Below are 22,139 nucleotides of genomic sequence, written 5' to 3' on the forward strand. Positions count from 1 at the left end.
GCAACACAAAAGTTAGACAAAATTGAATATTTTTAAACTGCTAAGGCATGTTCCCTGTATTCGCAGGGAGTCATGCCTTTTGTTTTCTGTGATATTCGTGTGACTTAACACACCTTCAAGTTCACCATGTTGACATTTAAAATATCGCGCCAGTGATCATATAATCGATCAACCGTTACACCAGAATAATCTGTGGGGCAGTCCCAGCCTTCACCCTTTAGCTTGGCAGCTACAGCTTGTTCAAATTTATCTTCCGCTATTTAACTAGTCTTCTTTTCTTTTTTAGTTGTACCTATTTACCAAAATGCCACCACTTTTTAGGTTTAGATTGTGACTCCGGGCTGCTATTTTCAGGTTCCGGTTGTTTGTCTGACGTCACTTCTTTTTCACCATCATCATGCGGTGCCATAGTTAAGGCTTTCAAGTCCGTAATTTCTGCCTTGTATTCTTCGAGCAGTTGTTTGTCCTGTAAGGCCAATCTTTGTTGCTGGTCTAGTAATTTATGTAACTCCTTCTTTTCAGATTGAATTTCTGATACTAAATTGCGAAGGAATTTCACTTCATCTTGATCATAAACATCATCTTTTTCGTTGTCGTCAATATCATCTTTATGTTGATGTTCTTTGGTTGATGAACCATTTTTAAACATTGATTTAATAGTCTTTTGGCCGTCAACATTAACGTAAACGGTATTACCTTTTGTTGATGTAAATTGACGTAAATCGATTGACGTATCTCTTTTTATCTTTTGCCATATGGCCTGCTTTGAAACGCCCAATTCATCAGCAAGTTCTCGAATTGTTTTTAAATTTTCACTCATGATCTATATCCTGCCTTTTAACGATTGGTAGATACTGTTCAATTGATTTTTTAAGATACTTAGCAATATTCTTTTTCGAATAGTCATCTTGTTTATCTCTGATATATGCTAAGTGTTCTTTCACGCCCTTTAAACCACGTAACTCTTTTAATTCGTCATAGAGTGGATAAACATTTTTCTGTAGCCCTGACAAAATAGCCGTATCCGTCAAATCAATATACGACAATAAGAAATGTTCCATCAGCAATTTTGTATATGGGCTCTTCATAGCTTCATACACGAGGTCTTTTTCACTTTCTTCTTTTCTTATCTTACCGTCAATATAGGCTGGGTCATCTTGTTTGTAACTAGTATCGTCTGCCACCTGTTTTTTCGTGATATGAAAGACAATACTGTCAATACTCCGTCCTTTTTTTACCTTATCGTACGCTACATTAAAGCTAGTACGATCTGTAATTTCTGCTAAAGGTTCTTTCAATACCCTAGTTTCAAAGTTTGCAAATTTTTTATATTCATTAACAGTATCAGTCATTTCTCGTAACTCATGCATCCTTATTATGGGATTACGATAACCTTCAACTTGTGCCTCTCGGCGTCCACCTTTAACGTGATAATGCTCATACTGATTGTAATTCATCGATAACCATCGATATAAAATAATAGCATATTTGCTATTTAATTCCGCAAGGTCTGACAAAGCATGTTGCGTAAAATTATTTTTTAGATTAATTAAATATGGCATAATTCGGTCACTGAACTCGATAGTGACTTCATCATGATAATCAGCCCATTTAACATAAGGAATCGGTACAATACTCTCAAAATCAAAACCTTTGTCTTGTTCTTTTTTAATCTGAAAAAAGGCTTGCTTTTGCATTTTTTCAACAGCTTCTTTAAATCGACTATGTTTGTTGTTGTCATCAACTTTAAAAAACGCAAACAACTCCCGTTTCGATAAATACACTGTTTGATCTTTGGGTGGATTATCCGTATCAATTAAAGACACAGCTAGCTCAAACATTTTGAGTGGCGTCTTATCCATTTTGGCAATGGACGTGATTAAACTATTATGTTCGACCACTTTACGTTTCGCCAAATCAGGCGCTGTCTGTTCTTTCCTTGAATTCAATTCTGTTATAATAGCCATACAAATACGCTCCTTTGTGCGTGTTATTAGAAGCATAAAGAAAAACTTTTAGCCAGGATTTTCTTTATGCTTTTATTGTACACCGAAGTAACTACATTTAAAGTTTTTTTGTAGACCTATACATAGTTTTTTGTAGACCTGTACATAGTTTTTTGTAGACCTATTAGGTTTAAAACCCTTGTCATTACTGGATTTATAACCACGCAAAAGAACAAAAGATTAAAATATATAAGATAAACTTATAATAGGCTGTGCCTTCTTCACCTTTAAAAAATTATTTCAAAAGAGTTTATTCATATCACTATGATTGATAAACAAGCTCAGCGCATTTTATCGGAGGACCTTTATTGAAGATCCAGTAAGTTTAAAACTGCCTATTACATCGTTATAGGTAATTTTAAATATATATTGATATAAACAAAAATTTAAAGTTGCTTAGAATGTACATTCTAGCTATTAAAAGCACTTACCGACTGGTACAACTAAATTAACCAAGGGGCAATAACTAAAATAAAAAAATTACCATATTTGACTACGCCAATAAAATATACATACAAGAAAAACAAGTAATATGAAAATACAAGTAGAAAAGAGTTAGTCAGTTACCGTTTCACCCATATGACTCTCTATTCGCTATGTGTTGTATATAGCATTTAATGAGGTATCTTTTCAGAAATTTTTACCACGCACTGCAAATAATTAAACACAACTTAGATGACTTTCTATGATTTTTTAATTATGTAGATATGAATTACCTGTTTCATGAAAGGGTTTGCTGTGGTAAACTGAAAGCATCAATTAAATACAAATGCAAAAAAAAGCCCCAAGAATTGGTGTTCTTGGAGATTGCTTTTTATAAGAAGTACCTTGTCGGGATTGGCGTCCCACTTGGTATGACTTGATGTGCACAACCACATCAAGATTTACTTTTAAGTATAACATATCTGGTAGCGGTGTAAAGTTTTTAGACAAGATATGGTTAGAAAAAAAGACAGGAAAATTCCTGGCAAAGACGATAACAACGGACTTTGTGGATCTTGATGAGAGAACCACAAAGCCTTTTTCTTTTGCCGGGGAGTAGTGTTAACCGATATCAAACAAGCGTATAACTCACGCAGCTAAAAAGAAGCCTAGGTGGACTCTAGGACGTTAAGTGAAGGTCCTTGCTGTGCGCTCCATGGACAGTGTAAACAAAGAAATGGAGAGGAAATGCTAATTAGTCCACGTTTGGATAGCTAATTAGGATTCGGTCACGGGTTGCGCCGTGATGAAGACATAAAGCCTGCGGAGAAGCTGGTTCAGTAATGAATCGAAGTCGGTAGTCCCCGGATTGTGTAAAGGGTTAAACAGTTACCTATATGAAAAAACGTCTCTAATGATGGTTTAGAGAAGTTTTTTAGTTGTCAATATCTTCATATGTTAACAATATATAAACAACGTCAAAACACAACCGAATGGGTTGTAAGGGATAGCTTGCGCGTAATCTACTGTGACGAAAGTCAGTCGTTATGAGATGCACATAATGAAGCTCACCAATTGCCCCGCTTAGGGGATTGTTGGTGAAATGTCGAGAGAGAGCTTTGCGAGCTGGTTATAACGATAGGATTTGAATTAGTCGTTTTGTTGTGAGGCATTGAGAGAGTTGTGTGCTGTTAAAAAACAGGTCAGTATACATAAAAAAATATTAGTTATGCGAAAAAATATGTAAGAAACCAAAATACGAACCCTGAGAGCAATCCTGTTGGTACAATAGCATACAAATAATTTTTTATTTCAAACCAGCTCATTTTTTTATGAGTTTGATTAATTTCAGTCGATAACCGATTAGCGACTTGGTCCATAGTCCTTTGAACGGTCTGGTTTAGGCTGTCGTTTAGGGCTTTCAACGTGGTGTTGTTGCTCTTTTGCAGACTGTTTATCTGTTGCAATTCGTCGATTGTTTTGCGATTGACCGTCTTTGTTTGTTCGTTGAACTGATTTTGAGCGTCTTTGAGCAGAGCGACTAATCGTTCTCTGCTGGTTTCTTTGCTGTTCTCTAAATTGTTCAAGGTCTCTTGAAAGGCTTGATTGACCTTTTGGCTGGCTTGGTCGATTTGTGTCAGCTGTTCGGTCAGTTCGATTTGTTGTTTGCTTTGTAGTTGAATTTGTGTGCCCTGATAGTTCCTGATTTCTTTCAGGGTCTGATTGAGCGCTGTTAAATCTGTTTGTATCTGGGTTTCTGGTATCTGTTTGGTTGTATCTTGGGTCTCTGGTACGTCTTTCCAACTCATTGTAAATTGCCTCCTTTTCGTAAGCTGTGCCAAGTTTATTGCCACGAGCTTTATAATTCGTCCCAGTTAGCTGATAGGTAAGGTCTTTACCTCGTTCCCATACATCTATTGCTTTTTGTTTTAAATCGTCTTTAAACGCTTGAAAATCGGAAATAAGTTGATTAGACATCGTACTATCAACAGCCTGCCTTATTTGCTCTTTCCATGTGGGTTGCCCACGATCATGCATTTTAATTTCTGCCATAGAACGTTTTTCATAGCGTTCAGGATCAGGGTGCGTTACTTCTAGTCCATGTTTTTGTACGATTTCATCGGTGTTATGAACGAGCTTTTCACGATATTCTTGCCAATTTCCGTGCATTTTCTTGCCGGTTTCCAAGTCGATTGCCCCAATGACAGCGTGAATATGTAAGGCGTCCGTATCAGCATGCTCATATAGTGCCACTTGTTGATTAGGGTAGGTTTGTTGATACACTTCTTTGGCAATATCGAGCGCTTTTTGTTGGTCGTTTTCGTTTGTCGGGTCAAATTCTTTGGGACTAAACGAGATACGACTAGCATACGCTTGTGTTTTGCCTTGATTACCATACACTTCACGGACTTGTTTAAATTGACTTTTTGTGTAGTCAACATCAAGGTTTAGTCCGTCTTTTAAAACTGCCCGTTTTTCAGCGTAATTGACAAGGCGTGACGCGCTGGCAGACCGTTTTATGTGAGTTGTTGCCATATGTGTGCCACCTCACTTTGCAGTTCCTGCAATGCTTGGGCAGGGACATTGCCCCCTTGATTGGCATGTTTGGTTAATTGATTAAGATTGCCCCCGATTTTTGCTAATTGACGGGTCAATTCTTGGGCTTCTTTTGCGCCAATCTTAGGGGCAACGATCCGTGCCCCTTGTGCCTTCTTTTTGACAAAAGCAGGCACGGACATATTTAAAGTTTTCGCAGATTGCGAAAGCTTTAAATAGTCCTGCTCGCTCACTCTAAAATTGATTTGCCGACTGTCTTTCCGATTGGGTTGTTTATCGGATAGAGAGCTAGCCATATTGTGTTGTTCGCTCACAAACCCCACCTCCCTTTGTTTTGCCTTTCAGGCAAGTGAATTGATTGATTAAGCTCGTGAAACCCTAAGGGTTTCTACTCACATAATAAATCAATTCGCGGGGTTTGGAAGCAACCCACATGCTAGCCAATTAAGTGACTGATTTGGTGCTTGCAAAGGGGACGCTAGCGCTCGCCCCTTGACCCCCTAGCTACGCAAACTCATGGAAAAATGACTAGCTATATGCTAGCCACTTTTTACCAATCGTTGCGTATGCCATTTGCGGAATAAATCCGCAAATGGCGTCTACCCGACGGGGGCTGTCTGCCGAATTATTTTGCATAATAAGCATGATTTCATCAAGACAAATTTCGCACTTGACGCATGCTCTAAGCAGGAGCTCTTCCAGCAGACTATTTCATGGAAAGTTCTGCCCGAACAGGGCAATCTAAGCTAGATTGATCGCAAAAAATATATTATGTAGTTACATATTATATTTTGATATACTAATTAACGGCAATTTGTCCTGAAAGGTTTTGTTGTAATGGTATTTCAAATTATCTCGTTTAATATACTGATAAGCATTTTACTTAGTGATACATAAAAGTCGTGATACAATTAGCCGTAGTTCGAAAGGGTATTATGGTCACTAAGTTACACATATAAGTTTTTATGGAGGCATTGTAATATGGCAAATTCCTACGGAAATGATCCTTTTTTCAATAATGATATGGATGATATTTTTAACCAAGTATTTAAACGTATGGGGAATCCTAACTCAGATTCTGCTCGCTACTTGGTTAATGGTCAATCGTTAACTTCAGACGAGTTTACTCAATATCGAGCAACTGGTAAATTACCAGAACAAGCAAAAACAATTGAAGTATCTAAAGATGGACAACAAGCTCTTAAAAAGGGTGGTATTTTAGAAAAACTAGGAACCAACTTAACAGAACAAGCACGCGATGGATTGCTAGATTCAGTTATTGGACGTGAAAATGAAATTCAAGAAACAGCGGAAATTTTAAGCCGTCGAACCAAAAACAATCCAATTTTAGTTGGCGATGCGGGGGTTGGTAAAACAGCCATAGTTGAGGGACTGGCGCAAGCGATTGTAAATGGTAAAGTTCCAGAAGCAATTCGGGACAAAGAAATTTACTCTATTGACTTGTCCTCCTTAGAAGCTGGAACTCAGTATCGCGGTTCTTTTGAAGAGAACATCAAAGACTTAGTCAAGGAAGTTAAGGCTGCTGGCAATATTATTCTATTCTTTGATGAAATCCACCAGATAATTGGTACTGGTTCAACAGGTGGTGAAGACGGTGGTAAAGGCTTAGCTGATATTATTAAGCCAGCATTGTCTCGTGGCGAACTAACCGTTATTGGTGCCACTACCCAAGATGAATATCGCAATACAATTTTGAAAAATGCAGCTTTGGCTCGTCGATTCAATGATGTTGTAGTCAATGAACCTAATGCTGAAGACACTCTTAAAATTCTGAAGGGTATCAAAAACTTGTATGAAGAACATCATCATGTAAAATTGCCAGATGATGTTTTGAAGGCAGCGGTGGATTACTCCATCCAATATATTCCACAAAGAACGCTACCAGATAAAGCAATTGATTTGATTGATATGACAGCGGCTCATTTGGCAGCACATCAGCCTGAAAATGATGAAACAGCTTTAAAGGAAAAGCTCAATCAATTGCAAAAAGAAAAAGATCAAGCGGTGGAAAAAGAAGACTTTAAGCGGGCCGCGGATTTGAAGCAACAAATCGAGGCTGCTAATAAGCAAATTGATAATGTAGGTAAAAAGGAAGAAGTAGTGGCTACCGTTGATGATGTTGCTCAATCAGTAGAACGGTTAACGGGAATTCCAGTCTCAGATATGGGTGCTAATGATATTGAACGGTTAAAAGATTTGGATAGTCGCTTAAAGAGTAAAGTTATCGGTCAAGATCAAGCGGTAGCAATGGTTGCTAGAGCTATTCGTCGGAATCGAGCTGGCTTCTCAGAAGGTGAACAGCCTATCGGTAGTTTCCTATTTGTTGGTCCAACCGGGGTTGGTAAAACTGAATTAGCTAAACAATTAGCATTAGACATGTTTGGTGATAAGGATGCAATCATTCGATTGGATATGAGTGAGTATTCAGATCGGACTGCTGTTTCAAAATTAATTGGTACATCAGCTGGTTATGTAGGCTATGATGATAACTCTAATACCTTAACGGAACGAGTACGTCGAAATCCTTATTCAATTGTATTACTAGATGAAATTGAAAAAGCAGATCCACAAGTATTGACGCTTTTGCTTCAGGTAATGGATGACGGTCGTTTGACGGATGGACAGGGTAATGTAATTAACTTCAAGAATACCATTATTATTGCTACATCCAATGCTGGATTTGGTAATGAAAAGTTAACTGGCGATGCAGACAGAGACCAAACTTTAATGGATAAGTTGGCTCCATTCTTCCGTCCAGAATTCCTAAACCGGTTCAATGGAATCGTTGAATTCTCACATCTAACTAAGCAAGATTTAAGTCAGATTGTTGATTTAATGATTTCCGATGTTCAAAAAACACTAGCGAAAAAGGATTTGACTTTGAAAGTAACCGATGCAGCTAAGGATTGGTTGATGGAACAAGGATATGACGAAGCAATGGGAGCTCGTCCATTAAGAAGGGTGATTGAACAACAAATTCGTGATAAGGTAACGGATTTCTACCTTGACCACTTAGATATCAAAAACTTGAAGGCTGATTTGAAGGATGATCAAATCGTGATTGAGCAAGCCTAACTTAGCAAACAGCTTACTTTGGGCTTTGTTTACGGAAAGCGAGGATGACAGATTAATTTCTGTGATCCTCGTTTTTATTTGGGTTTTAGTTCAGAATAAGGATTATTGGTTTTGTTATTTTTAATAACTAAAATTTACCTAATAAAAGCTATCTTTATTAGACTTATGACCGATTTAAATGTAAACAAAAATGATAGTTTTTTTCTTCTTAAATTATGCATAGGGTATACCCTTTTCTAACATATCTTTATTTTGTGACAGAGAACGTGTGAATGATACAATGGCTCCCTTGCTAGCTGAATAGTCGATCAAAGTTGGTGCACCTGCATATGCAGTAATCGAAGCTGTATTAATGATCGCATCATGTTGGCTAAGTAACATGAATAATGCTTAGTTAGCATAAACATTCCCAAAACATTTGTTTGGAATGTTCTTGTAAACTCAGCAGCAGTAATATCCTACAAGTGTTCATGTACATGTTGCTCTCCTGCATTATTGACCAGGATATCAACCTTGGGGAATTTTTCTGTGATTTTATCCGCTAGTTCAACCACTGCATCTTCACTACCAATATCAGTGGCAAAAGCCAATGGCTCTTTACCAACTTCACTAATTCTCTTCGCTGTTCTATCAGCATCGGCGTCAGATTCATAATACACGAGCACAACTTGTGCTCCTTCTTTGGCGAATAAGATAGCCGTGGCGGCACCAATACCACTGTCACCACCAGTAATTACAGCGACTTTGTCCTTCAATGACTGGCCTGGCGCATAACCATATGCTTCCAATTTCGGTTGTTCGCTTAAATAAGCGTCTTCATCTTTTTGCAAATAACCTTTTTTTGGTCCTTGGCTCTTAGGCCCATGTTCATGTGGCATGTTAACTACCTCCTCAGAAATTTGTTAATTTTTGGATTGCGGCACAGGTAAAAATCACCTAAGTTGCATTTAAGAAAAAAGAGGCTATCAACCTGATAGTCTCTTTACTTTTATTATTTACCTCGTTAAGGAAAGCGGTAAGAATGTAATGTGACGGTATAGTAACCCTATATATTATAGCTTTACCACCTTTTCTACCAATCTTCTTGTAGAAATCTTTGTCGTGGGTGTCAGCAGTTTTTTCACCGCCCTTTTCCCCGATTTTTTCATAGAAATCCTTATCGTGGGTCTTAGCGGTCTGTTTGCCGCCCTTTTGCCCCGCTTATTCTCTCGTCATTTTCTAGTCATCTCTATCTTTAGCCATACAGTGAACCTCCTTAGGTTAACTTATGCTTTTAGAAATAATTTCCTTAACGATTATGCACATACTAACATGCCTATAGTGGCGTGAAAATATAACGCTTCCTGTTATTTTCCTTAGGAGTTATCGATACTTGGCAAGCCGACAACGTCATTTGGCCAGCTGCTAAGCAACGTCTTTAAATGGGTCAGCCAGGCTACTATTTTACCCAGAGCTAAGGTAGGTATGAGGTGAGTTTCCACAATCATGACCACTATGAGTTTATACCCTGAGTTAGTCCAATCACTAACAGAGAGCTGAAATTTGGTATAGTGGCTGCTATCGGGGTTTAAATATAAGACGGCAAAACCCACTTAGAACTAATTTTAAGTAAATTAAAAACGATACTAACAGCCTCGTATTGGCAGTCAGTATCGTCTTTGGCTAATTATCTTTAGTAAATGGGTACCTGTATAGCTAGTTGCCAAGAATTATTTATTCCCATTGTCATTCTCATTTGTTTGATCACTTAATTTATGGTCCAATTTTTCTAATTGGTTATGAGCAAAATGTCGCCCGCCCAAACCAAAGGCGAGGGCGAAGGCCACTGCAAGGCCACCGACGATAAAAAGGAATGCGGTGTTAACGATACTATTGGCAAAGTCTAGTTGGTCTAAGGCCATAAAGACGGCGAAAATTCCAAAGACTACTTGGGTAATCATACCGAGCCATTTATTTTTAGTAGCGTTCGTAAGGACTTTCCCGACAAACTGACCACCAAAGAAACCAAGCCCTAGAATTATCACAGCAAATAATAAGTTCGGTAAGTAGCTAATGATTGCCTTTCCTACCGTGTCTAGCACTTCGAGCTTAAGGGCGTGTAAAGCTTCAACAACGAAGAAGAGGCCTACAATGGCTGCAACAACCTGACCTAAAATTTTGGAAAGAGCAGTTGTTGGAGCTTTTTCTTTAGGGTAGGCTTCTGCCGCCATTTTATCGATACCAGTATTGGCCAACAAACTCGTAACAAGATTACCAGCAACCTTTGCAATCACGATACCGACTGCCAGTAAGATTACAGCAACCAAAATGTCTGGAATAGCAGCTAAGATACTATTCAAAACGGTAACAAGTGGCTTTGTGATCGTTGAGATCTTAAGCGCTTCTAAAGCAACGATCGCAATTGGAATCAAGACAAGTAAGTAGCAGACCATCGCCAAAACATTGGCAATTGAGTCTTTCGTATCTTTGTTAGGCGACGTACCAACAAATTTATCAATGTAATGATCAACTTTTAGGGTAGCTGCTAAATTGTAGACTAAGTTCTTAACAAGCTTGGCAACGAGGAACCCAATCGTTAGTAAGACAGCTGCCAATAAAATATTAGGTAAGTAGCTTAAAATGTAATTCATCATGTCTGTGATTGGCGATGCGATTGAATCCAAGCCAAAAGTTGTAAAAATTCCTGGCAAAAAAAGTAGCCAAACCAAATAATAGAATATCTTACCAAGTGCAGTTATCAAAGCATCTGCCTGTTCCATATTAGTAAAAATATTCCATTTAACAAAATATCGGTCTAGATGAGTTTTTTTGAAGCCCTTAGTAATTAGATACTTAATAAGTATAGCCAAAAGCCATGCAACTAGTATTAATATTAGCCCTTTAATCAGAGTAGGCAACATATTTTGAAATGACTGCCATAATTTTGTAATATCCATAAAATGATTCCTTTCTACAATTGAGAATAACTACGCGTAGATACTATCATAGATAAATAATTTTGTAAAAAATTATATTTATTTAGTATCATCTTATTATAATACTATCTAAAAGATCACACTTCATAAAGACACTCAGATTTAACTACTTTGTGAATTAATACTATGATAGACATTAATATATATAAATTTTTTATTTAACAAGATCTTTTAAATAAATGTTCTACAATATTTGGTACCGAGGACTAATCTGTAAGATTAGTCCTCGGTACCTTTTTGTTATACTTGTATATAATTTATGGCAAGCACAAAAAACAGATCAGCTGTAATTAGTCTGTCACACAAGATCCCTCTAGGAATGACCTATAACGTGGGGAAGTATATCGAGATTTTGATTGGAATTAAAGTCATACCGCGTATTTGATATCATGCATAATCCGTTATAGCAATAGTCTGTGTTACTACTTTAAACAGTATTCTTACCATATTTGAACTGCTGTTAAAACGATTATTATTGATTTATTTACCCCTTATCGCCAGATAATTCATGATTTATTTCTACATGGCCAAATCATTACCGATCGATTTCATGTCGTGACATAAGTCTATCGTTCATTGAACACAATTCGTATTCAAACAATGAAAGATTCATATTACAGGAACACGGACTTATAGGCAATTAGATAATTATTGGAAATTTATTTTGAAAGATGGAACCGCACTAAATTACATTGATTTTCGTAAGCGTCGTGGTTATCGTTATGCTTATCTAACAGATCAAGAGGTTATTGATTATCTATTGGCTTTGTCTCTAGAACTACGATCTGCTTACAATTTTTATCAAGATGTGCTGTACACTGCTCGTTATTAGGACTCCAACCAATTATGGGAAACTACCAAAACTGATTATCAAGATCCACGTTTCCAACGATTACCTGAAACTATGAAAAAATCGCGCCAAATGTTAAAACACCACATATCAGAAATTTAAAATAGCTTTATTTACACATTCTCAAACAGATCCGTAGAAATGACCAACAATAAGATAAAAGCTATCAAACGGATAGCATATTCATTTCACAATTTTGAACTATTTTGTTTACGTATTTTAATTTCTTTTCAAGAAGGTCCCTATTTGTAAAATTATAAACAAAAAGCAACCAAATTTATGAAAAATTCAGTCGCTTGAATAGCCTTTAGTATTAGTTAACGAGTAAAAAAATCACTCTGCCTTTTTATAGTCCGCTGGTGCTGGCCTACCCTTAACGTCTTTCTGAGGGCTTAATGAAGTAGATTCTTCTTCACTCTTATCTTTTTTTGTACTATCTTTAGTCATAGTAACCTCCTTATCTACTTAATACTATACATTCGATACTAATTAATTGTAACAAAATACATCCATAACATAAAGCCTCCATGATTGCCAACATAAAGAGGCATTGTATCACATAATTGCTGGGAATTTCTTTTGAAATTATATTCATGGGCTTTTTCAGCTAGTAAATAATTAATCAGGAGTTTAATATTCATAATTTTCACTTCCGCTCATATCAAGGGTTTCAGCCGTTTTAATTAGATAGTAAAATAATGCTCGCTAATTATATCGTTTTGGTATTTACCTATTACGTACTCCCACAAAGCGTCATACAACTTACGTTTAGCAGGGTCAGGGTTATGTGAAGAGTATTCCCAAAGTTCCTGTAAGTCAACCATTGGCGGTTCAAAAAATATGCGCGTCCTAAATTGACCTCACCTATTCCCTGGTGTAAATCGCTAGTAACTAAGGGATCTTCGGCAGCCACTACTTTGTTAATTTGCTTTTCCATTGTCAACATTGAGGCCCCAGTTTGGGTCATCACATAGTGCCTATCTCTCTTCCAACTAAACATCTTTAATGGGAACACCCGCAACACTCATGGCTTCCTTTCTTTTTAGCCGTTCAAGTTAAATTCTTTTTTTAATAGTTGTTCTAAATATCTAGAAGCTGTTAGCTCTTTTTCTTTAGCACGTCTAGCTAGTTTATTAGCAATGTTTTGTTTTAAAGTGTAAGAGTTTGAAATTCTAGGTGCAGGGGTTTCATTTATTACTGGGTTACTGTTCATACTATCCTTTAATTGGTCCATTTTATCTGCCTCCTTTCTATCACATGTTTTTGATTAGTTCATTAAGAAACTTAGAAGCAGATTTAAAATTATGTTCTTTTGCTAAAGCGTCAAGTCTCTTTCTGACACTTGGTTGAAGTGAAAATGTATAATTTTTTGTTCGTTCATCTTCATCTGCATCATTAAATACAGGAATTACTAATTTATCTTTGGGTTCAAATTGCTCTGTTTTTTGTAGAGCTTGTTTTATCTGTTTATTCTCTGGGTTAAATGCCATATCCAATTCTCCTTTATACTTAATATGCATACGTACTAAGTATACATATGATTAATAAATATATCTATTGTCTATAATCTGTTAGTAATTTCTTGGAATGTTTTATCAATATTATCAAAAAATTCACGTTGATTAATATATGTCTTATGATCTAGAGCCATTGTTGATAACGACGTTTTATCAAGTGTAGAACGATTAAATAATTCTTTTTCTGGAACTGTTGCAAGGACGTTAGGGTCATCTTTTAATGCTTCTAGCAGTTCGTGGGAAGATTTAGTATTATGTTTAATCATGTTAGCAATAAAAAATAACTTAGCAGTTACATAAGATTGTCTACTAGAATAATCTATTGCTTCTTTTTGTAATTCGTTTATGCGTTCTTCTAAATTAAATTTTGCATTGTAGCCATGTTCACTAGGTGTAATTGGGCTAAGTATAGCGTTACTAATAATCACTGCATTTTTGGTTGCCGTAGAAAAATCAGGGTGACTATCCAAAATAATATAATCAAAGCGTTCTAAATTCAAACGATCATAGTTATCTGATAACCACATGTATAGCAACATATTTTTATTTGTTTTATTTTCCAGATCTCTTTCAATATCATCTAAGTGCATATCTCCGGCAATTAAACTAATATTGTCTTTGATTTCATGTATTTTCACTTTGCCTCTTCCTAAAAAGATATTTCCGACAGTTTCTGCACTATCATAAATTCCATAGGTTTGAGTTAAATTACTTTGATGATCTAAGTCGACAAACAGGACGTTATTGTTGTGGGAAGCTAACCACTCACCATAATTAAAGGTAAGTGTTGTTTTGCCAACGCCACCCTTTATGGCTGAAAACGTAATAATCTTCATTATTAATCCTCCTCATACGCATTAAGTATGCTTAATATTTATCCTTATAAGTATAATAACATAGCATAATGATGTTTACAATTAATACGCATAATTTATATTTATACGTATAATTATAAGGGATAAATATCTTTGAATCGCCTTTGTTGTGTACGTTCGCTAATGCCTGTCTTTCTAGCAATCATTTTGTAAGTCATGCCTTGTTGGCGCAACTTATAAGCTAAACGTATTTGTTCATCTGTGTAGGTTTGTGGGCGTCCCTCATGAAAATAGGGGTCATGTGTTTTAGCGTATATTTTACCCTCTTGGGTTCGTGTCACAATCATGTCTCGTTCAAATTGGGCAAAAGCACTAAAAATAGTAAAAATTAATTGCCCTGTGGGCGTGTTATCAATTAGTCCCATGTTCAGAATATTAACTTTGATGTTACGTTTAAATAGGTCTTGAATTATATCAAGGGCTTCTCTAGTATTGCGTGCGAAGCGATCTAATTTTGTCACAATCAATGTATCATTTGCTTTTAGTTCATTCAGCAATTTATTAAATTCAGGGCGTTCAGTCGTTGTACCAGTAAACTTTTCTTGATAGATTATTTCAGCGCCTGAATTTTTTAAACTCTCAATCTGATTTTCTAATTTTTGATCCGTGGTACTCACTCTGGCGTAACCGTATTTCATCTTATGTCTCCAATCTGATTTATATAGCAAATTTGGTACTTTTGCAGTAAAAAAGGGTATGTATTTATGGCGGCAAGTTATGACGCATTCTAACACCTTTAATTATAAGGCACAAAAAAAGGCGACACAACTGTTAAGTTACGCCCCCCCTTATGGCTATTTAAATGCGACTTTCGTAAATGCCGTCATATACTTCTGCTTTAACAACATCTATATCTACACCTCCGTTATCAATATATTTCAAAATATTACATAAAGAATTGTGTAAATATTCGGCTTCAATAACTAATTGCTTTTTTCCCATATCACTGTATTGACTGTTTTCAGCCAAGTTATGTTCATCATAATAATCTTCAAATGGATCTTTTACGTCCACATTATCAATGCTAATTTTTTCAGTCATAAAACGTGGCCAAATAGTATTGGCTGCATCTATATCTAATTTTTTAACTATACGTGCCCACATAAAAACATTTTCATAATTAAAACTAGGTTCGTTATGATGCAAATCAAAGAACTGTTTAAATTGCTGAGGCGTTATCCCCATTTTGTCAAAATATTCTCTCGTAAAATTAAATATAATTACACGTACTGCAGTATCTTCATCCCATCCTATTTTTAAAAATCTGTCAAATTGCCTTTCAAATGAAGCCATTATAAAATCAGTATTTTTATAAAAGTTATGTAATTTATTATACATCGCCATCTCTTTTCATTATAGTTGTTAGTTCTTTAATCAAATAATATATAAAATAAATATATAATGTTAACAATTTCGGTTTATTTCACACTTGATTATTTCAATGAGTCCGATAGGTTGATAACCATTGACGATAAATGCCTGCTAAATCAGCATTTTACTTTCAATGACCGTCAATGATTATCAACATGTTTCCCATGATGTTTCCCATGGATGCCAACAGACATATACATAACTGTGGTGACACTTTTGCAAATTAGCTTAACCATTCCATTGTGTCATTGAGATTTTCTCTGTTAATTTTGTTACCTACCATCTGTAACACATGTTGTTCGTCCTTAAGCCAGAGTATATGCAATAGCGTTCTTACATTTGTCTGAAGCTCCTTTGGTGATATGTCTAAATCGTCAATGATAGTTAGACCATGAGATAAAGAGTTAATTACGTCTAACATTCTTTGAACCTCCGCATCTAATTCGTCAGGAGTTTCGTAAAACTTCTTGATTTCGGGATACGATGCTTTAGTCGCATACATCAACTTATAGTGGGATTTTGCATGCGATTCGAAAATCACTCTTGCTTTATTACCGTAAGATAGGTGAGACTCATTTAATTTTCTTTTAGATAATTGAGCGAAAGACATCAGCGATTCAAACGTAGTCCGGTAATAATCAGAATAATTGTTTTTCTCTTCTTGACTGACAGATTCAACACTAGATTTCCCTTGTTCATCCTTGACAATCCTAAACCATTTTGTATCCTTGCCACTGCCATAGGCAAAATTATGAAAGTCTTGTGAAGAGTGGGTTAGGACAACAACCTGAACCTTTGACTTAATGGCAAACTTAATAAACCCATTGATCAACTCGGTCAGATAGAACCTATTGTCAGAATCAAGGCCTGTTATTGGATCATCGATGATTACTGTTGATACCCCATCGGCTATCTTTTCTTCAGGTACTTTGAATAGATCATAGTAAAAATGAATAAATGCAATAAACCTGCGCTCACCTTCGCTTAGCTGACTAAGACTTAATTGAATATTATCCGTGTTGTGCCAAACGGTATAGTTACTGTTCTCAGCATCAATTCTTAGTTCGAATCCAAATCCTACCTTCATTAACTCACTGTTGGAAAAAGATAAACAATTAAAAGAATTAGTTATTCTAGGTAGTGGTCCGATTGGCTTAGAATTTGCATCAATGTATACACAATTTGGTAGTCATGTGACGATCATTGATAAGTCACCTAAGATTTTGGGGAAATTTGAACCTGAAATTGTTCAACAAGCTAAGAATGATTTAGAAGAGGATGGTATATCCTTTTTATTAGAAAGTAACTTAATAGCGGTGTCTGATACACTAAACGGAGTAGCCTTAACGGTAAACACGCCAAGTGGAGTTAAGAAACTACAAGCTGATGGATTGTTGGTTGCTACAGGACGTAAAGCAAATGTGGCTGATTTGCACTCAGAACGAACAAGCATTAAAACGGGTAGTCACGGTGAAATTTTAGTAAACGATACACTAGAAACCAATGTTAAAAATATCTATGCTTTAGGTGATGTTGCCGGTAGTTCACAATTTACTTATATTTCCTTAGATGATTGGCGTATTATGGTCAATCATCTATATGGTGATAAGACAAGAAGCCGTTTAAATCGACCTGTATTTGCTAGCACAGTTTTTCTAAATCCAGCTATTAGTAGTGTTGGACAAACAGAAGCACAACTAAAAGAGGCGGGAATTCCTTATAAGGTTTTGCAAATGCTAACCTCTAGTGTTCCGAAGTCACAAGTGATTGGTAATCCAAGAGGTAGCTATAAAGAATTAATAGATCCGCATACACATCAAATTTTGGGCACAACTATTTATGCCGAGGAATCATTTGAGACGATTAATATTATTAGTATAGCCATGCAAAATCATCTTTCTGCTGAGTCTTTGCGAGACCAAATATACACACATCCGACAATGACGGAAGCATTAAATGATTTGTTTGCTCAAATTGAATAATTAATTTTTGTAATCTTCTTGCGATAACGTTGATTCATTGCAGGAACTTTGATCGTATACTAAAAAATAGTCCAATTTATTGACTTCTGAGCATCTTAAACAGCAGATAAAAATCTATAAATCATTATTAAATATTTTCACTAAAGTAACTTGTTTCAGTCTATTTTCTCCCCAGTCATTTAAAGCAACTATGATGGGAATTAACGTTTCTCCTATATCTGTTAGTTGATATTCAGTGTGTTTTACTTTACCAGTTAAGTATTCTCGTTTAGAGACAATTTGGTCCGCCATTAACTCATTCAGTTGGTTTGATAAAACTTTTTTACTGATACCCTTCAGATTTTTCATAAAGTATGAAAAGCCTTGTGGCCCATCATTTATTAAAATCCATAATATTAATAATTTATGCTTACCGCTAAACATTGATACTGTAAATTCTTTAGTACAATCAAAATCGCCATTACTAAGTTTTTTCATAACAGTATTTCGAAAATAATCTGACATAATACTACTCCCTTATGGATAATAAATATAAAGAGACAATAGGTTACTTTGAAGTGCCCTCTATTAAATTTTACCAGTAAGGTAGACAATGTACATATAGTATTAAAAAAGAAAGGTGTTATTTTATTATGAAACTACAATTAGCAATTGATTTAGAAGATGTTCAAGGAGCCATTGATTTAATTCAAAAGACGAAAGATAGTATTGATATTTTTGAATATGGAACCCCTTTGGTAATTAATTTTGGACTTGAAGGACTAAAAAAAATTCGTGCAGAATTTCCAGATATTACATTACTTGCTGATTTGAAAATCATGGATGTCGCTTCATATGAAGTGAACCAGGCATTTGCTTACGGAGCTGATATTACAACGATTTTAGGTGTTGCCGAAGATCAATCTATTAAGGATGCTGTAAAAGCAGCTCATGAAGCTGGAAAAGAGTTATTGGTTGATATGATTGGGGTCCAAGACATTGCCACTCGTGCTCGTGAAATAGATGCTTTTGGAGCAGATTATATTGGCACTCATACGGGGTATGATCTACAAGCCTTGGGTCAAGATCCCTTTGAAACCTTTAATATCGTTAAGAACAATGTTTCTAATACAAAGACCGCAATCGCTGGTGGAATTAAATTAACAGCAGCGGAGGAAATTAAGTCAGCTAATCCAGATCTATTAATTATTGGTGGAGCAATTTCTACAGTAGATGATCCAGCCACAGCCGCAGCTGAATTCAAGAAATTGCTTGGATAATATAGGAGTTTGTTATGAATTGGGAAAGTATACTTTACGAACTAAATAATAATTCAGATAAAAATATTCCCGATGAGTTATTAGTGGTTATCAATTCAACTAATAGAATTTTTTTGACGGGATTTGGACGTTCAGGACTAGCATTACAGGCTTTTGCTATGCGCCTAGCGCAATTAGGCAAAGAGACTTTTTTTGTAGGAGATACGACTACACCTGCTATTCAGGATAAAGACTTATTAATTATTGCATCTTCGTCTGGAGAAACGAGTCAATTAATTCAATATGTTGATACTGCAAAAAATATTGGAGCGAAAGTTTGGCTATGGAGTACAAACACGCATAATACAATCTATAAAAAAGCAGACTATGTCACTATACTATCAGGTAAAAGTAAGTTTACTAATAACGACATAACACAACAGCCAATGGGCAGTTTATTTGAACAATCTGTTTGGTTATATGGAGATTTATTTGTAATGAACTATATGAATAAATTTAATATTTCCGAATTAGAATTAAAAAAGAGGCATGCTAATCTTGAATAATTCTATATTAAAATTTAAGACCCAACATCTAGAAAAATTTATTTTAGATGCAGAAATTTCCATGATCCAACCAATGGTTACAGTTGCGGATGAAATGCTACGTAAGGGAATTGGGGCTGGATCAGCATACACTGATTGGCTTCACTTGCCAACTGAATACGACAAGGATGAGTTTGCGCGTATTCAAGCAGCAGCAAAGAAAATCCAATCAGACTCAAAGGTTTTGGTTGTTATTGGAATCGGGGGCTCATATTTGGGCGCTCGTGCGGCAATTGACTTCTTGAACGAGTACTTCAACAACTACTTGCCAGACGAACAACGTGACTTCCCACAAGTTTTGTTTGTTGGAAACTCAATTGCACCAGCTTACTTAAACAGCTTGATCAATGTAATTGGCGACCGTGACTTCTCAGTTAACGTGATTTCCAAGTCAGGAACGACGACTGAGCCAGCGATTGCATTCCGTGTGTTCAAGCAAATGTTGGAAGAGAAATACGGTGTTGTAGGCGCTCGTGAGCGCATCTATGCAACGACTGATGCAAAGCGTGGTGCTTTGAAGACATTGGCTGACACAGAAGGTTACGAAGAGTTTGTTGTGCCTGATGGTGTTGGTGGACGATTCTCAGTTTTGACAGCTGTTGGTTTGTTGCCAATTGCAACTGCTGGTGGTGACATCGAGCAATTGATGGCTGGAGCCGCTGCTGGTGAAGTGGAATACGCTGATGCCGATTTGGCAAAGAATCCAGCTTACCAATATGCTGCTTACCGTAACATCTTGTACCGGAAGGGTTATACGACAGAATTGTTGATTAACTATGATCCAACGTTGTTGCAATTCGGCGAGTGGTGGAAGCAATTGCAAGGTGAGTCAGAAGGTAAGGACGGCAAGGGTATCTTCCCAGCGACTGGAAACTTCTCAACGGACTTGCATAGTTTCGGACAATACATCCAAGATGGTCGTCGCAACTTGTTTGAGACGTTGTTCCGCGTAACTGAGCCAGTGACGGACGTTGTGATTCCAGAAATGGATGCTGACGACGGTTTGGGTTACTTGCAAGGCGAGAAGATGAGCTACGTTAACCGTACCGCTTCAGAAGGAACGTTGTTGGCCCACGTTGACGGTGGTGTACCTAACATGATTGTTGAGGTGGATAAGCAAAACGAATTTTCTTTGGGACAAGCCATCTACTTCTTTGAAGTAGCGGTTGCCATTTCTGGTTACTTGAATGGCATTAACCCATTTGACCAACCAGGTGTGGAGGCATATAAACGCAATATGTTTGGATTGTTGGGAAAGCCTGGATACGAGGATATTACTTATCAGTTACAACAACGCTTATGAATAAAATAAAAGGCTAGTTACTGACCAATTTTTGGTTAGTAACTAGCCTTTTATTAATTAGTATGTTTTAGAAATATAAGTTCAGTTTAATTGCGCAACGGTTGTTTAAAAACTGCTATATAAAAAGTCCCCGTGCTACTAACACGAGGACTAAGTTACTTTAACGATAACTGTTTAAAAAATTTATTTTAAAACAGCCAAACTCGTCAAGCTATAATTGGTACATGTTTATATGCTTATCAACCATCAACATTATAAAGCTGCTAGGAAGGCCTCGTTAAATGCTGGGATATCTTTTGGTTCGCGACTAGTAATTAGATTACCATCGATCACAACAGCTTTGTCTTCAATGCGTGCACCGGCGTAATACAAATCAGGTTGTACAGTTAAATATGCTGTCATTGTACGACCTTGCACTAGCCCGGTTTGAATCATTAATTGTGGACCGTGGCAAATAGATGTCGTTAACTTGTTAGTTGCCAAAAAGAACTTTGTAAATTCGACAAACCTTTGGTCCGCACGTAATTGATCTGGTGAAAATCCTCCTGGAATGAACAAGGCATCAAAGTCTTGAGGACGCACTTCATCAATGGACTTATCAACGTTAATCTGAGTACCATGCTTACCTTCAACAGTGCCTTTTTCAAAACTGATCGTTGTCACTTCGTGTCCTGCAGACTTAAGAGCCTCTACAGGTTCAGTATATTCAACGTCTTCGACTAGATTAGTCACCAAAACTGCAACTGATTTTGCCATAATAAAATTCCTCCTTGATTTATAGTATATAATATATACCTATAAATAATAGACCACAATAAGGCACTTTTTTGTGCCTATCACAATCTTCAGAAAAGTAGTCAATAATAATGACAGACACTGTACGAAAGTATGCCCTTGATAAAATACAACAAAAAGATTTTAACTGCGCTAAAGAATATACGCTGTCAATGTTTTCGGGTAAATATAAAATCGTCATACTTTATCAGCTACACTATGACGGGAAAATGCGTTTTGGAGAAATTCAAAAGTCACTGAGCAATGCAACGCATAAATTCCTATCACAACAACTGAAGGAGTTAGGTGAAGACGGTTTGATTGATCGTCAAGAAGGGTTAGTTAACAATCGAAAAGCAGTTTTTTATTCATTAACAACGACTGGTGAGACCTTAATGCCTATCATTGAAATGATGTTCTCATGGGGTACAAAAAGATTAGAAAAGCTTCAAATTGATGGTACGACAATCTAAACAATGCAATAGGTTGGAAAGAACGTCTAAATGTTTCAAATATCCTTTTAACAGTAATTTTAATAAGTCATGATTACCACAGCCTTGTTAAAAAT

General features: G+C 36.3%; 24 protein-coding genes. 9 read left to right on the top strand and 15 right to left on the bottom strand.

The features are described from left to right. Nucleotides 1-292 precede the first annotated feature (292 nt). The 4 genes from FFM55_RS08975 to FFM55_RS08990 form a co-directional block, all read right to left on the bottom strand. Nucleotides 293-820 (bottom strand): helix-turn-helix domain-containing protein, encoded by a 528-nt coding sequence (locus tag FFM55_RS08975; protein WP_042493547.1) that lies wholly within the window; start codon nucleotides 818-820, stop codon nucleotides 293-295. After that, the gene (locus tag FFM55_RS08980) at nucleotides 813-1,967 is read right to left on the bottom strand and encodes a RepB family plasmid replication initiator protein (RefSeq protein ID WP_042493545.1); all 1,155 of its coding nucleotides are present in this window, start codon (nucleotides 1,965-1,967) and stop codon (nucleotides 813-815) included. The genes FFM55_RS08975 and FFM55_RS08980 overlap by 8 nt, the downstream gene beginning before the upstream one ends. 1,824 nt (nucleotides 1,968-3,791) lie before the next feature. After that, nucleotides 3,792-4,964, bottom strand: coding sequence for a relaxase/mobilization nuclease domain-containing protein (locus FFM55_RS08985; protein WP_137600965.1), 1,173 nt, complete (start codon nucleotides 4,962-4,964; stop codon nucleotides 3,792-3,794). Beyond that, entirely contained in the window at nucleotides 4,946-5,299 is a 354-nt protein-coding gene (locus tag FFM55_RS08990; protein WP_042493542.1) for a MobC family plasmid mobilization relaxosome protein, read from the bottom strand. The genes FFM55_RS08985 and FFM55_RS08990 overlap by 19 nt, the downstream gene beginning before the upstream one ends. Nucleotides 5,300-5,966: 667 nt before the next feature. On the opposite strand from FFM55_RS08990, the gene FFM55_RS08995 reads away from it, so the two are divergent. Beyond that, a complete protein-coding gene (locus FFM55_RS08995; protein ID WP_042493540.1) occupies nucleotides 5,967-8,081 on the top strand; it encodes an ATP-dependent Clp protease ATP-binding subunit in 2,115 nt (704 codons plus the stop codon). A gap of 213 nt (nucleotides 8,082-8,294) precedes the next feature. On the opposite strand, the gene FFM55_RS10090 is transcribed toward FFM55_RS08995, so the two are convergent. From FFM55_RS10090 to FFM55_RS09010, 3 genes are all read right to left on the bottom strand, one after another. Continuing rightward, complete coding sequence (locus tag FFM55_RS10090; protein ID WP_251939997.1) at nucleotides 8,295-8,462, bottom strand: SDR family NAD(P)-dependent oxidoreductase; 168 nt, start codon at nucleotides 8,460-8,462, stop codon at nucleotides 8,295-8,297. A 77-nt stretch (nucleotides 8,463-8,539) separates the two neighbouring features. Then, nucleotides 8,540-8,959, bottom strand: coding sequence for an SDR family NAD(P)-dependent oxidoreductase (locus tag FFM55_RS10095; RefSeq protein WP_254003866.1), 420 nt, complete (start codon nucleotides 8,957-8,959; stop codon nucleotides 8,540-8,542). Between the two features lie 831 nt (nucleotides 8,960-9,790). Continuing rightward, complete coding sequence (locus FFM55_RS09010; protein WP_042493538.1) at nucleotides 9,791-11,017, bottom strand: mechanosensitive ion channel; 1,227 nt, start codon at nucleotides 11,015-11,017, stop codon at nucleotides 9,791-9,793. A gap of 507 nt (nucleotides 11,018-11,524) precedes the next feature. On the opposite strand from FFM55_RS09010, the gene FFM55_RS10160 reads away from it, so the two are divergent. The 3 genes from FFM55_RS10160 (at nucleotide 11,525) to FFM55_RS10165 (ending at nucleotide 12,158) form a co-directional block, all read left to right on the top strand. After that, entirely contained in the window at nucleotides 11,525-11,620 is a 96-nt protein-coding gene (locus FFM55_RS10160; protein WP_137600973.1) for a transposase, read from the top strand. A gap of 100 nt (nucleotides 11,621-11,720) precedes the next feature. Then, nucleotides 11,721-11,888, top strand: a complete 168-nt coding sequence (locus FFM55_RS09870; protein ID WP_165207172.1) for a hypothetical protein — start codon at nucleotides 11,721-11,723, stop codon at nucleotides 11,886-11,888. A gap of 129 nt (nucleotides 11,889-12,017) precedes the next feature. Next, complete coding sequence (locus tag FFM55_RS10165; RefSeq protein ID WP_353939045.1) at nucleotides 12,018-12,158, top strand: transposase; 141 nt, start codon at nucleotides 12,018-12,020, stop codon at nucleotides 12,156-12,158. A 790-nt stretch (nucleotides 12,159-12,948) separates the two neighbouring features. Here FFM55_RS10165 and FFM55_RS09025 read toward each other — a convergent pair. From FFM55_RS09025 to FFM55_RS09050, 6 genes are all read right to left on the bottom strand, one after another. After that, a complete protein-coding gene (locus FFM55_RS09025; protein ID WP_042493536.1) occupies nucleotides 12,949-13,140 on the bottom strand; it encodes a hypothetical protein in 192 nt (63 codons plus the stop codon). 19 nt (nucleotides 13,141-13,159) lie between these two features. Continuing rightward, nucleotides 13,160-13,396 (bottom strand): ribbon-helix-helix domain-containing protein, encoded by a 237-nt coding sequence (locus FFM55_RS09030; protein ID WP_042493535.1) that lies wholly within the window; start codon nucleotides 13,394-13,396, stop codon nucleotides 13,160-13,162. A 71-nt stretch (nucleotides 13,397-13,467) separates the two neighbouring features. Beyond that, nucleotides 13,468-14,259, bottom strand: a complete 792-nt coding sequence (locus tag FFM55_RS09035; protein ID WP_042493534.1) for a ParA family protein — start codon at nucleotides 14,257-14,259, stop codon at nucleotides 13,468-13,470. A gap of 113 nt (nucleotides 14,260-14,372) precedes the next feature. Beyond that, nucleotides 14,373-14,936 (bottom strand): recombinase family protein, encoded by a 564-nt coding sequence (locus FFM55_RS09040; protein WP_042493532.1) that lies wholly within the window; start codon nucleotides 14,934-14,936, stop codon nucleotides 14,373-14,375. Nucleotides 14,937-15,096: 160 nt separating this feature from the next. Then, nucleotides 15,097-15,636 carry a hypothetical protein gene (locus tag FFM55_RS09995; RefSeq protein WP_240006023.1) on the bottom strand — a complete coding sequence of 180 codons (540 nt, stop codon included), beginning with the start codon at nucleotides 15,634-15,636 and terminating at the stop codon, nucleotides 15,097-15,099. Nucleotides 15,637-15,892: 256 nt separating this feature from the next. Beyond that, entirely contained in the window at nucleotides 15,893-16,756 is an 864-nt protein-coding gene (locus FFM55_RS09050) for an AAA family ATPase (RefSeq protein ID WP_137600967.1), read from the bottom strand. Between the two features lie 10 nt (nucleotides 16,757-16,766). On the opposite strand from FFM55_RS09050, the gene FFM55_RS09055 reads away from it, so the two are divergent. Then, nucleotides 16,767-17,651, top strand: coding sequence for an FAD-dependent oxidoreductase (locus FFM55_RS09055; RefSeq protein WP_231467272.1), 885 nt, complete (start codon nucleotides 16,767-16,769; stop codon nucleotides 17,649-17,651). Nucleotides 17,652-17,765: 114 nt separating this feature from the next. Here FFM55_RS09055 and FFM55_RS09060 read toward each other — a convergent pair whose 3' ends face one another. After that, nucleotides 17,766-18,155: a winged helix-turn-helix transcriptional regulator gene (locus tag FFM55_RS09060; RefSeq protein WP_042493592.1), complete on the bottom strand. Its 390-nt coding sequence runs from the start codon at nucleotides 18,153-18,155 to the stop codon at nucleotides 17,766-17,768. Between the two features lie 128 nt (nucleotides 18,156-18,283). Between FFM55_RS09060 and hxlA the strand changes: the two genes are divergently transcribed. The 3 genes from hxlA to FFM55_RS09075 are packed head-to-tail and all read left to right on the top strand — an operon-like array spanning nucleotide 18,284 to nucleotide 20,797. Further along, nucleotides 18,284-18,910: a 3-hexulose-6-phosphate synthase gene (gene hxlA, locus FFM55_RS09065; protein WP_042493590.1), complete on the top strand. Its 627-nt coding sequence runs from the start codon at nucleotides 18,284-18,286 to the stop codon at nucleotides 18,908-18,910. A 14-nt stretch (nucleotides 18,911-18,924) separates the two neighbouring features. Next, complete coding sequence (hxlB, locus tag FFM55_RS09070; RefSeq protein ID WP_042493587.1) at nucleotides 18,925-19,455, top strand: 6-phospho-3-hexuloisomerase; 531 nt, start codon at nucleotides 18,925-18,927, stop codon at nucleotides 19,453-19,455. A 4-nt stretch (nucleotides 19,456-19,459) separates the two neighbouring features. Next, entirely contained in the window at nucleotides 19,460-20,797 is a 1,338-nt protein-coding gene (locus FFM55_RS09075; protein ID WP_231467281.1) for a glucose-6-phosphate isomerase, read from the top strand. A 252-nt stretch (nucleotides 20,798-21,049) separates the two neighbouring features. Here the strand turns inward: FFM55_RS09075 and FFM55_RS09080 are convergent, their stop codons facing one another. Beyond that, entirely contained in the window at nucleotides 21,050-21,553 is a 504-nt protein-coding gene (locus tag FFM55_RS09080) for a type 1 glutamine amidotransferase domain-containing protein (protein ID WP_042493583.1), read from the bottom strand. 110 nt (nucleotides 21,554-21,663) lie between these two features. Here FFM55_RS09080 and FFM55_RS09085 point away from each other — a divergent pair, with 110 nt between their 5' ends. Then, nucleotides 21,664-22,044: a winged helix-turn-helix transcriptional regulator gene (locus FFM55_RS09085; RefSeq protein ID WP_137600968.1), complete on the top strand. Its 381-nt coding sequence runs from the start codon at nucleotides 21,664-21,666 to the stop codon at nucleotides 22,042-22,044. Nucleotides 22,045-22,139 lie beyond the last annotated feature (95 nt).

This window comes from Weissella sagaensis, from assembly GCF_005405285.1.
GTDB classification, from domain to species: Bacteria; Bacillota; Bacilli; order Lactobacillales; family Lactobacillaceae; genus Weissella; species Weissella sagaensis.

Bases quoted from the DNA above. Each gene is read 5' to 3' on its own strand.
- FFM55_RS09010 (WP_042493538.1), bottom strand. From the start codon at position 11,017: ATGGATATTACAAAATTATGGCAGTCATTTCAAAATATGTTGCCTACT.
- FFM55_RS10095 (WP_254003866.1), bottom strand. From the start codon at position 8,959: ATGCCACATGAACATGGGCCTAAGAGCCAAGGACCAAAAAAAGGTTAT.
- FFM55_RS10090 (WP_251939997.1), bottom strand. From the start codon at position 8,462: ATGTTACTTAGCCAACATGATGCGATCATTAATACAGCTTCGATTACT.
- FFM55_RS09050 (WP_137600967.1), bottom strand. From the start codon at position 16,756: ATGAAGGTAGGATTTGGATTCGAACTAAGAATTGATGCTGAGAACAGT.
- FFM55_RS09035 (WP_042493534.1), bottom strand. From the start codon at position 14,259: ATGAAGATTATTACGTTTTCAGCCATAAAGGGTGGCGTTGGCAAAACA.
- FFM55_RS08975 (WP_042493547.1), bottom strand. From the start codon at position 820: ATGAGTGAAAATTTAAAAACAATTCGAGAACTTGCTGATGAATTGGGC.
- FFM55_RS08985 (WP_137600965.1), bottom strand. From the start codon at position 4,964: ATGGCAACAACTCACATAAAACGGTCTGCCAGCGCGTCACGCCTTGTC.
- FFM55_RS09085 (WP_137600968.1), top strand. From the start codon at position 21,664: ATGACAGACACTGTACGAAAGTATGCCCTTGATAAAATACAACAAAAA.
- FFM55_RS09060 (WP_042493592.1), bottom strand. From the start codon at position 18,155: ATGTCAGATTATTTTCGAAATACTGTTATGAAAAAACTTAGTAATGGC.
- FFM55_RS09995 (WP_240006023.1), bottom strand. From the start codon at position 15,636: ATGTATAATAAATTACATAACTTTTATAAAAATACTGATTTTATAATG.
- FFM55_RS09025 (WP_042493536.1), bottom strand. From the start codon at position 13,140: ATGGACCAATTAAAGGATAGTATGAACAGTAACCCAGTAATAAATGAA.
- hxlA (WP_042493590.1), top strand. From the start codon at position 18,284: ATGAAACTACAATTAGCAATTGATTTAGAAGATGTTCAAGGAGCCATT.
- FFM55_RS09040 (WP_042493532.1), bottom strand. From the start codon at position 14,936: ATGAAATACGGTTACGCCAGAGTGAGTACCACGGATCAAAAATTAGAA.
- FFM55_RS09030 (WP_042493535.1), bottom strand. From the start codon at position 13,396: ATGGCATTTAACCCAGAGAATAAACAGATAAAACAAGCTCTACAAAAA.
- FFM55_RS09080 (WP_042493583.1), bottom strand. From the start codon at position 21,553: ATGGCAAAATCAGTTGCAGTTTTGGTGACTAATCTAGTCGAAGACGTT.
- FFM55_RS08995 (WP_042493540.1), top strand. From the start codon at position 5,967: ATGGCAAATTCCTACGGAAATGATCCTTTTTTCAATAATGATATGGAT.
- FFM55_RS08980 (WP_042493545.1), bottom strand. From the start codon at position 1,967: ATGGCTATTATAACAGAATTGAATTCAAGGAAAGAACAGACAGCGCCT.
- hxlB (WP_042493587.1), top strand. From the start codon at position 18,925: ATGAATTGGGAAAGTATACTTTACGAACTAAATAATAATTCAGATAAA.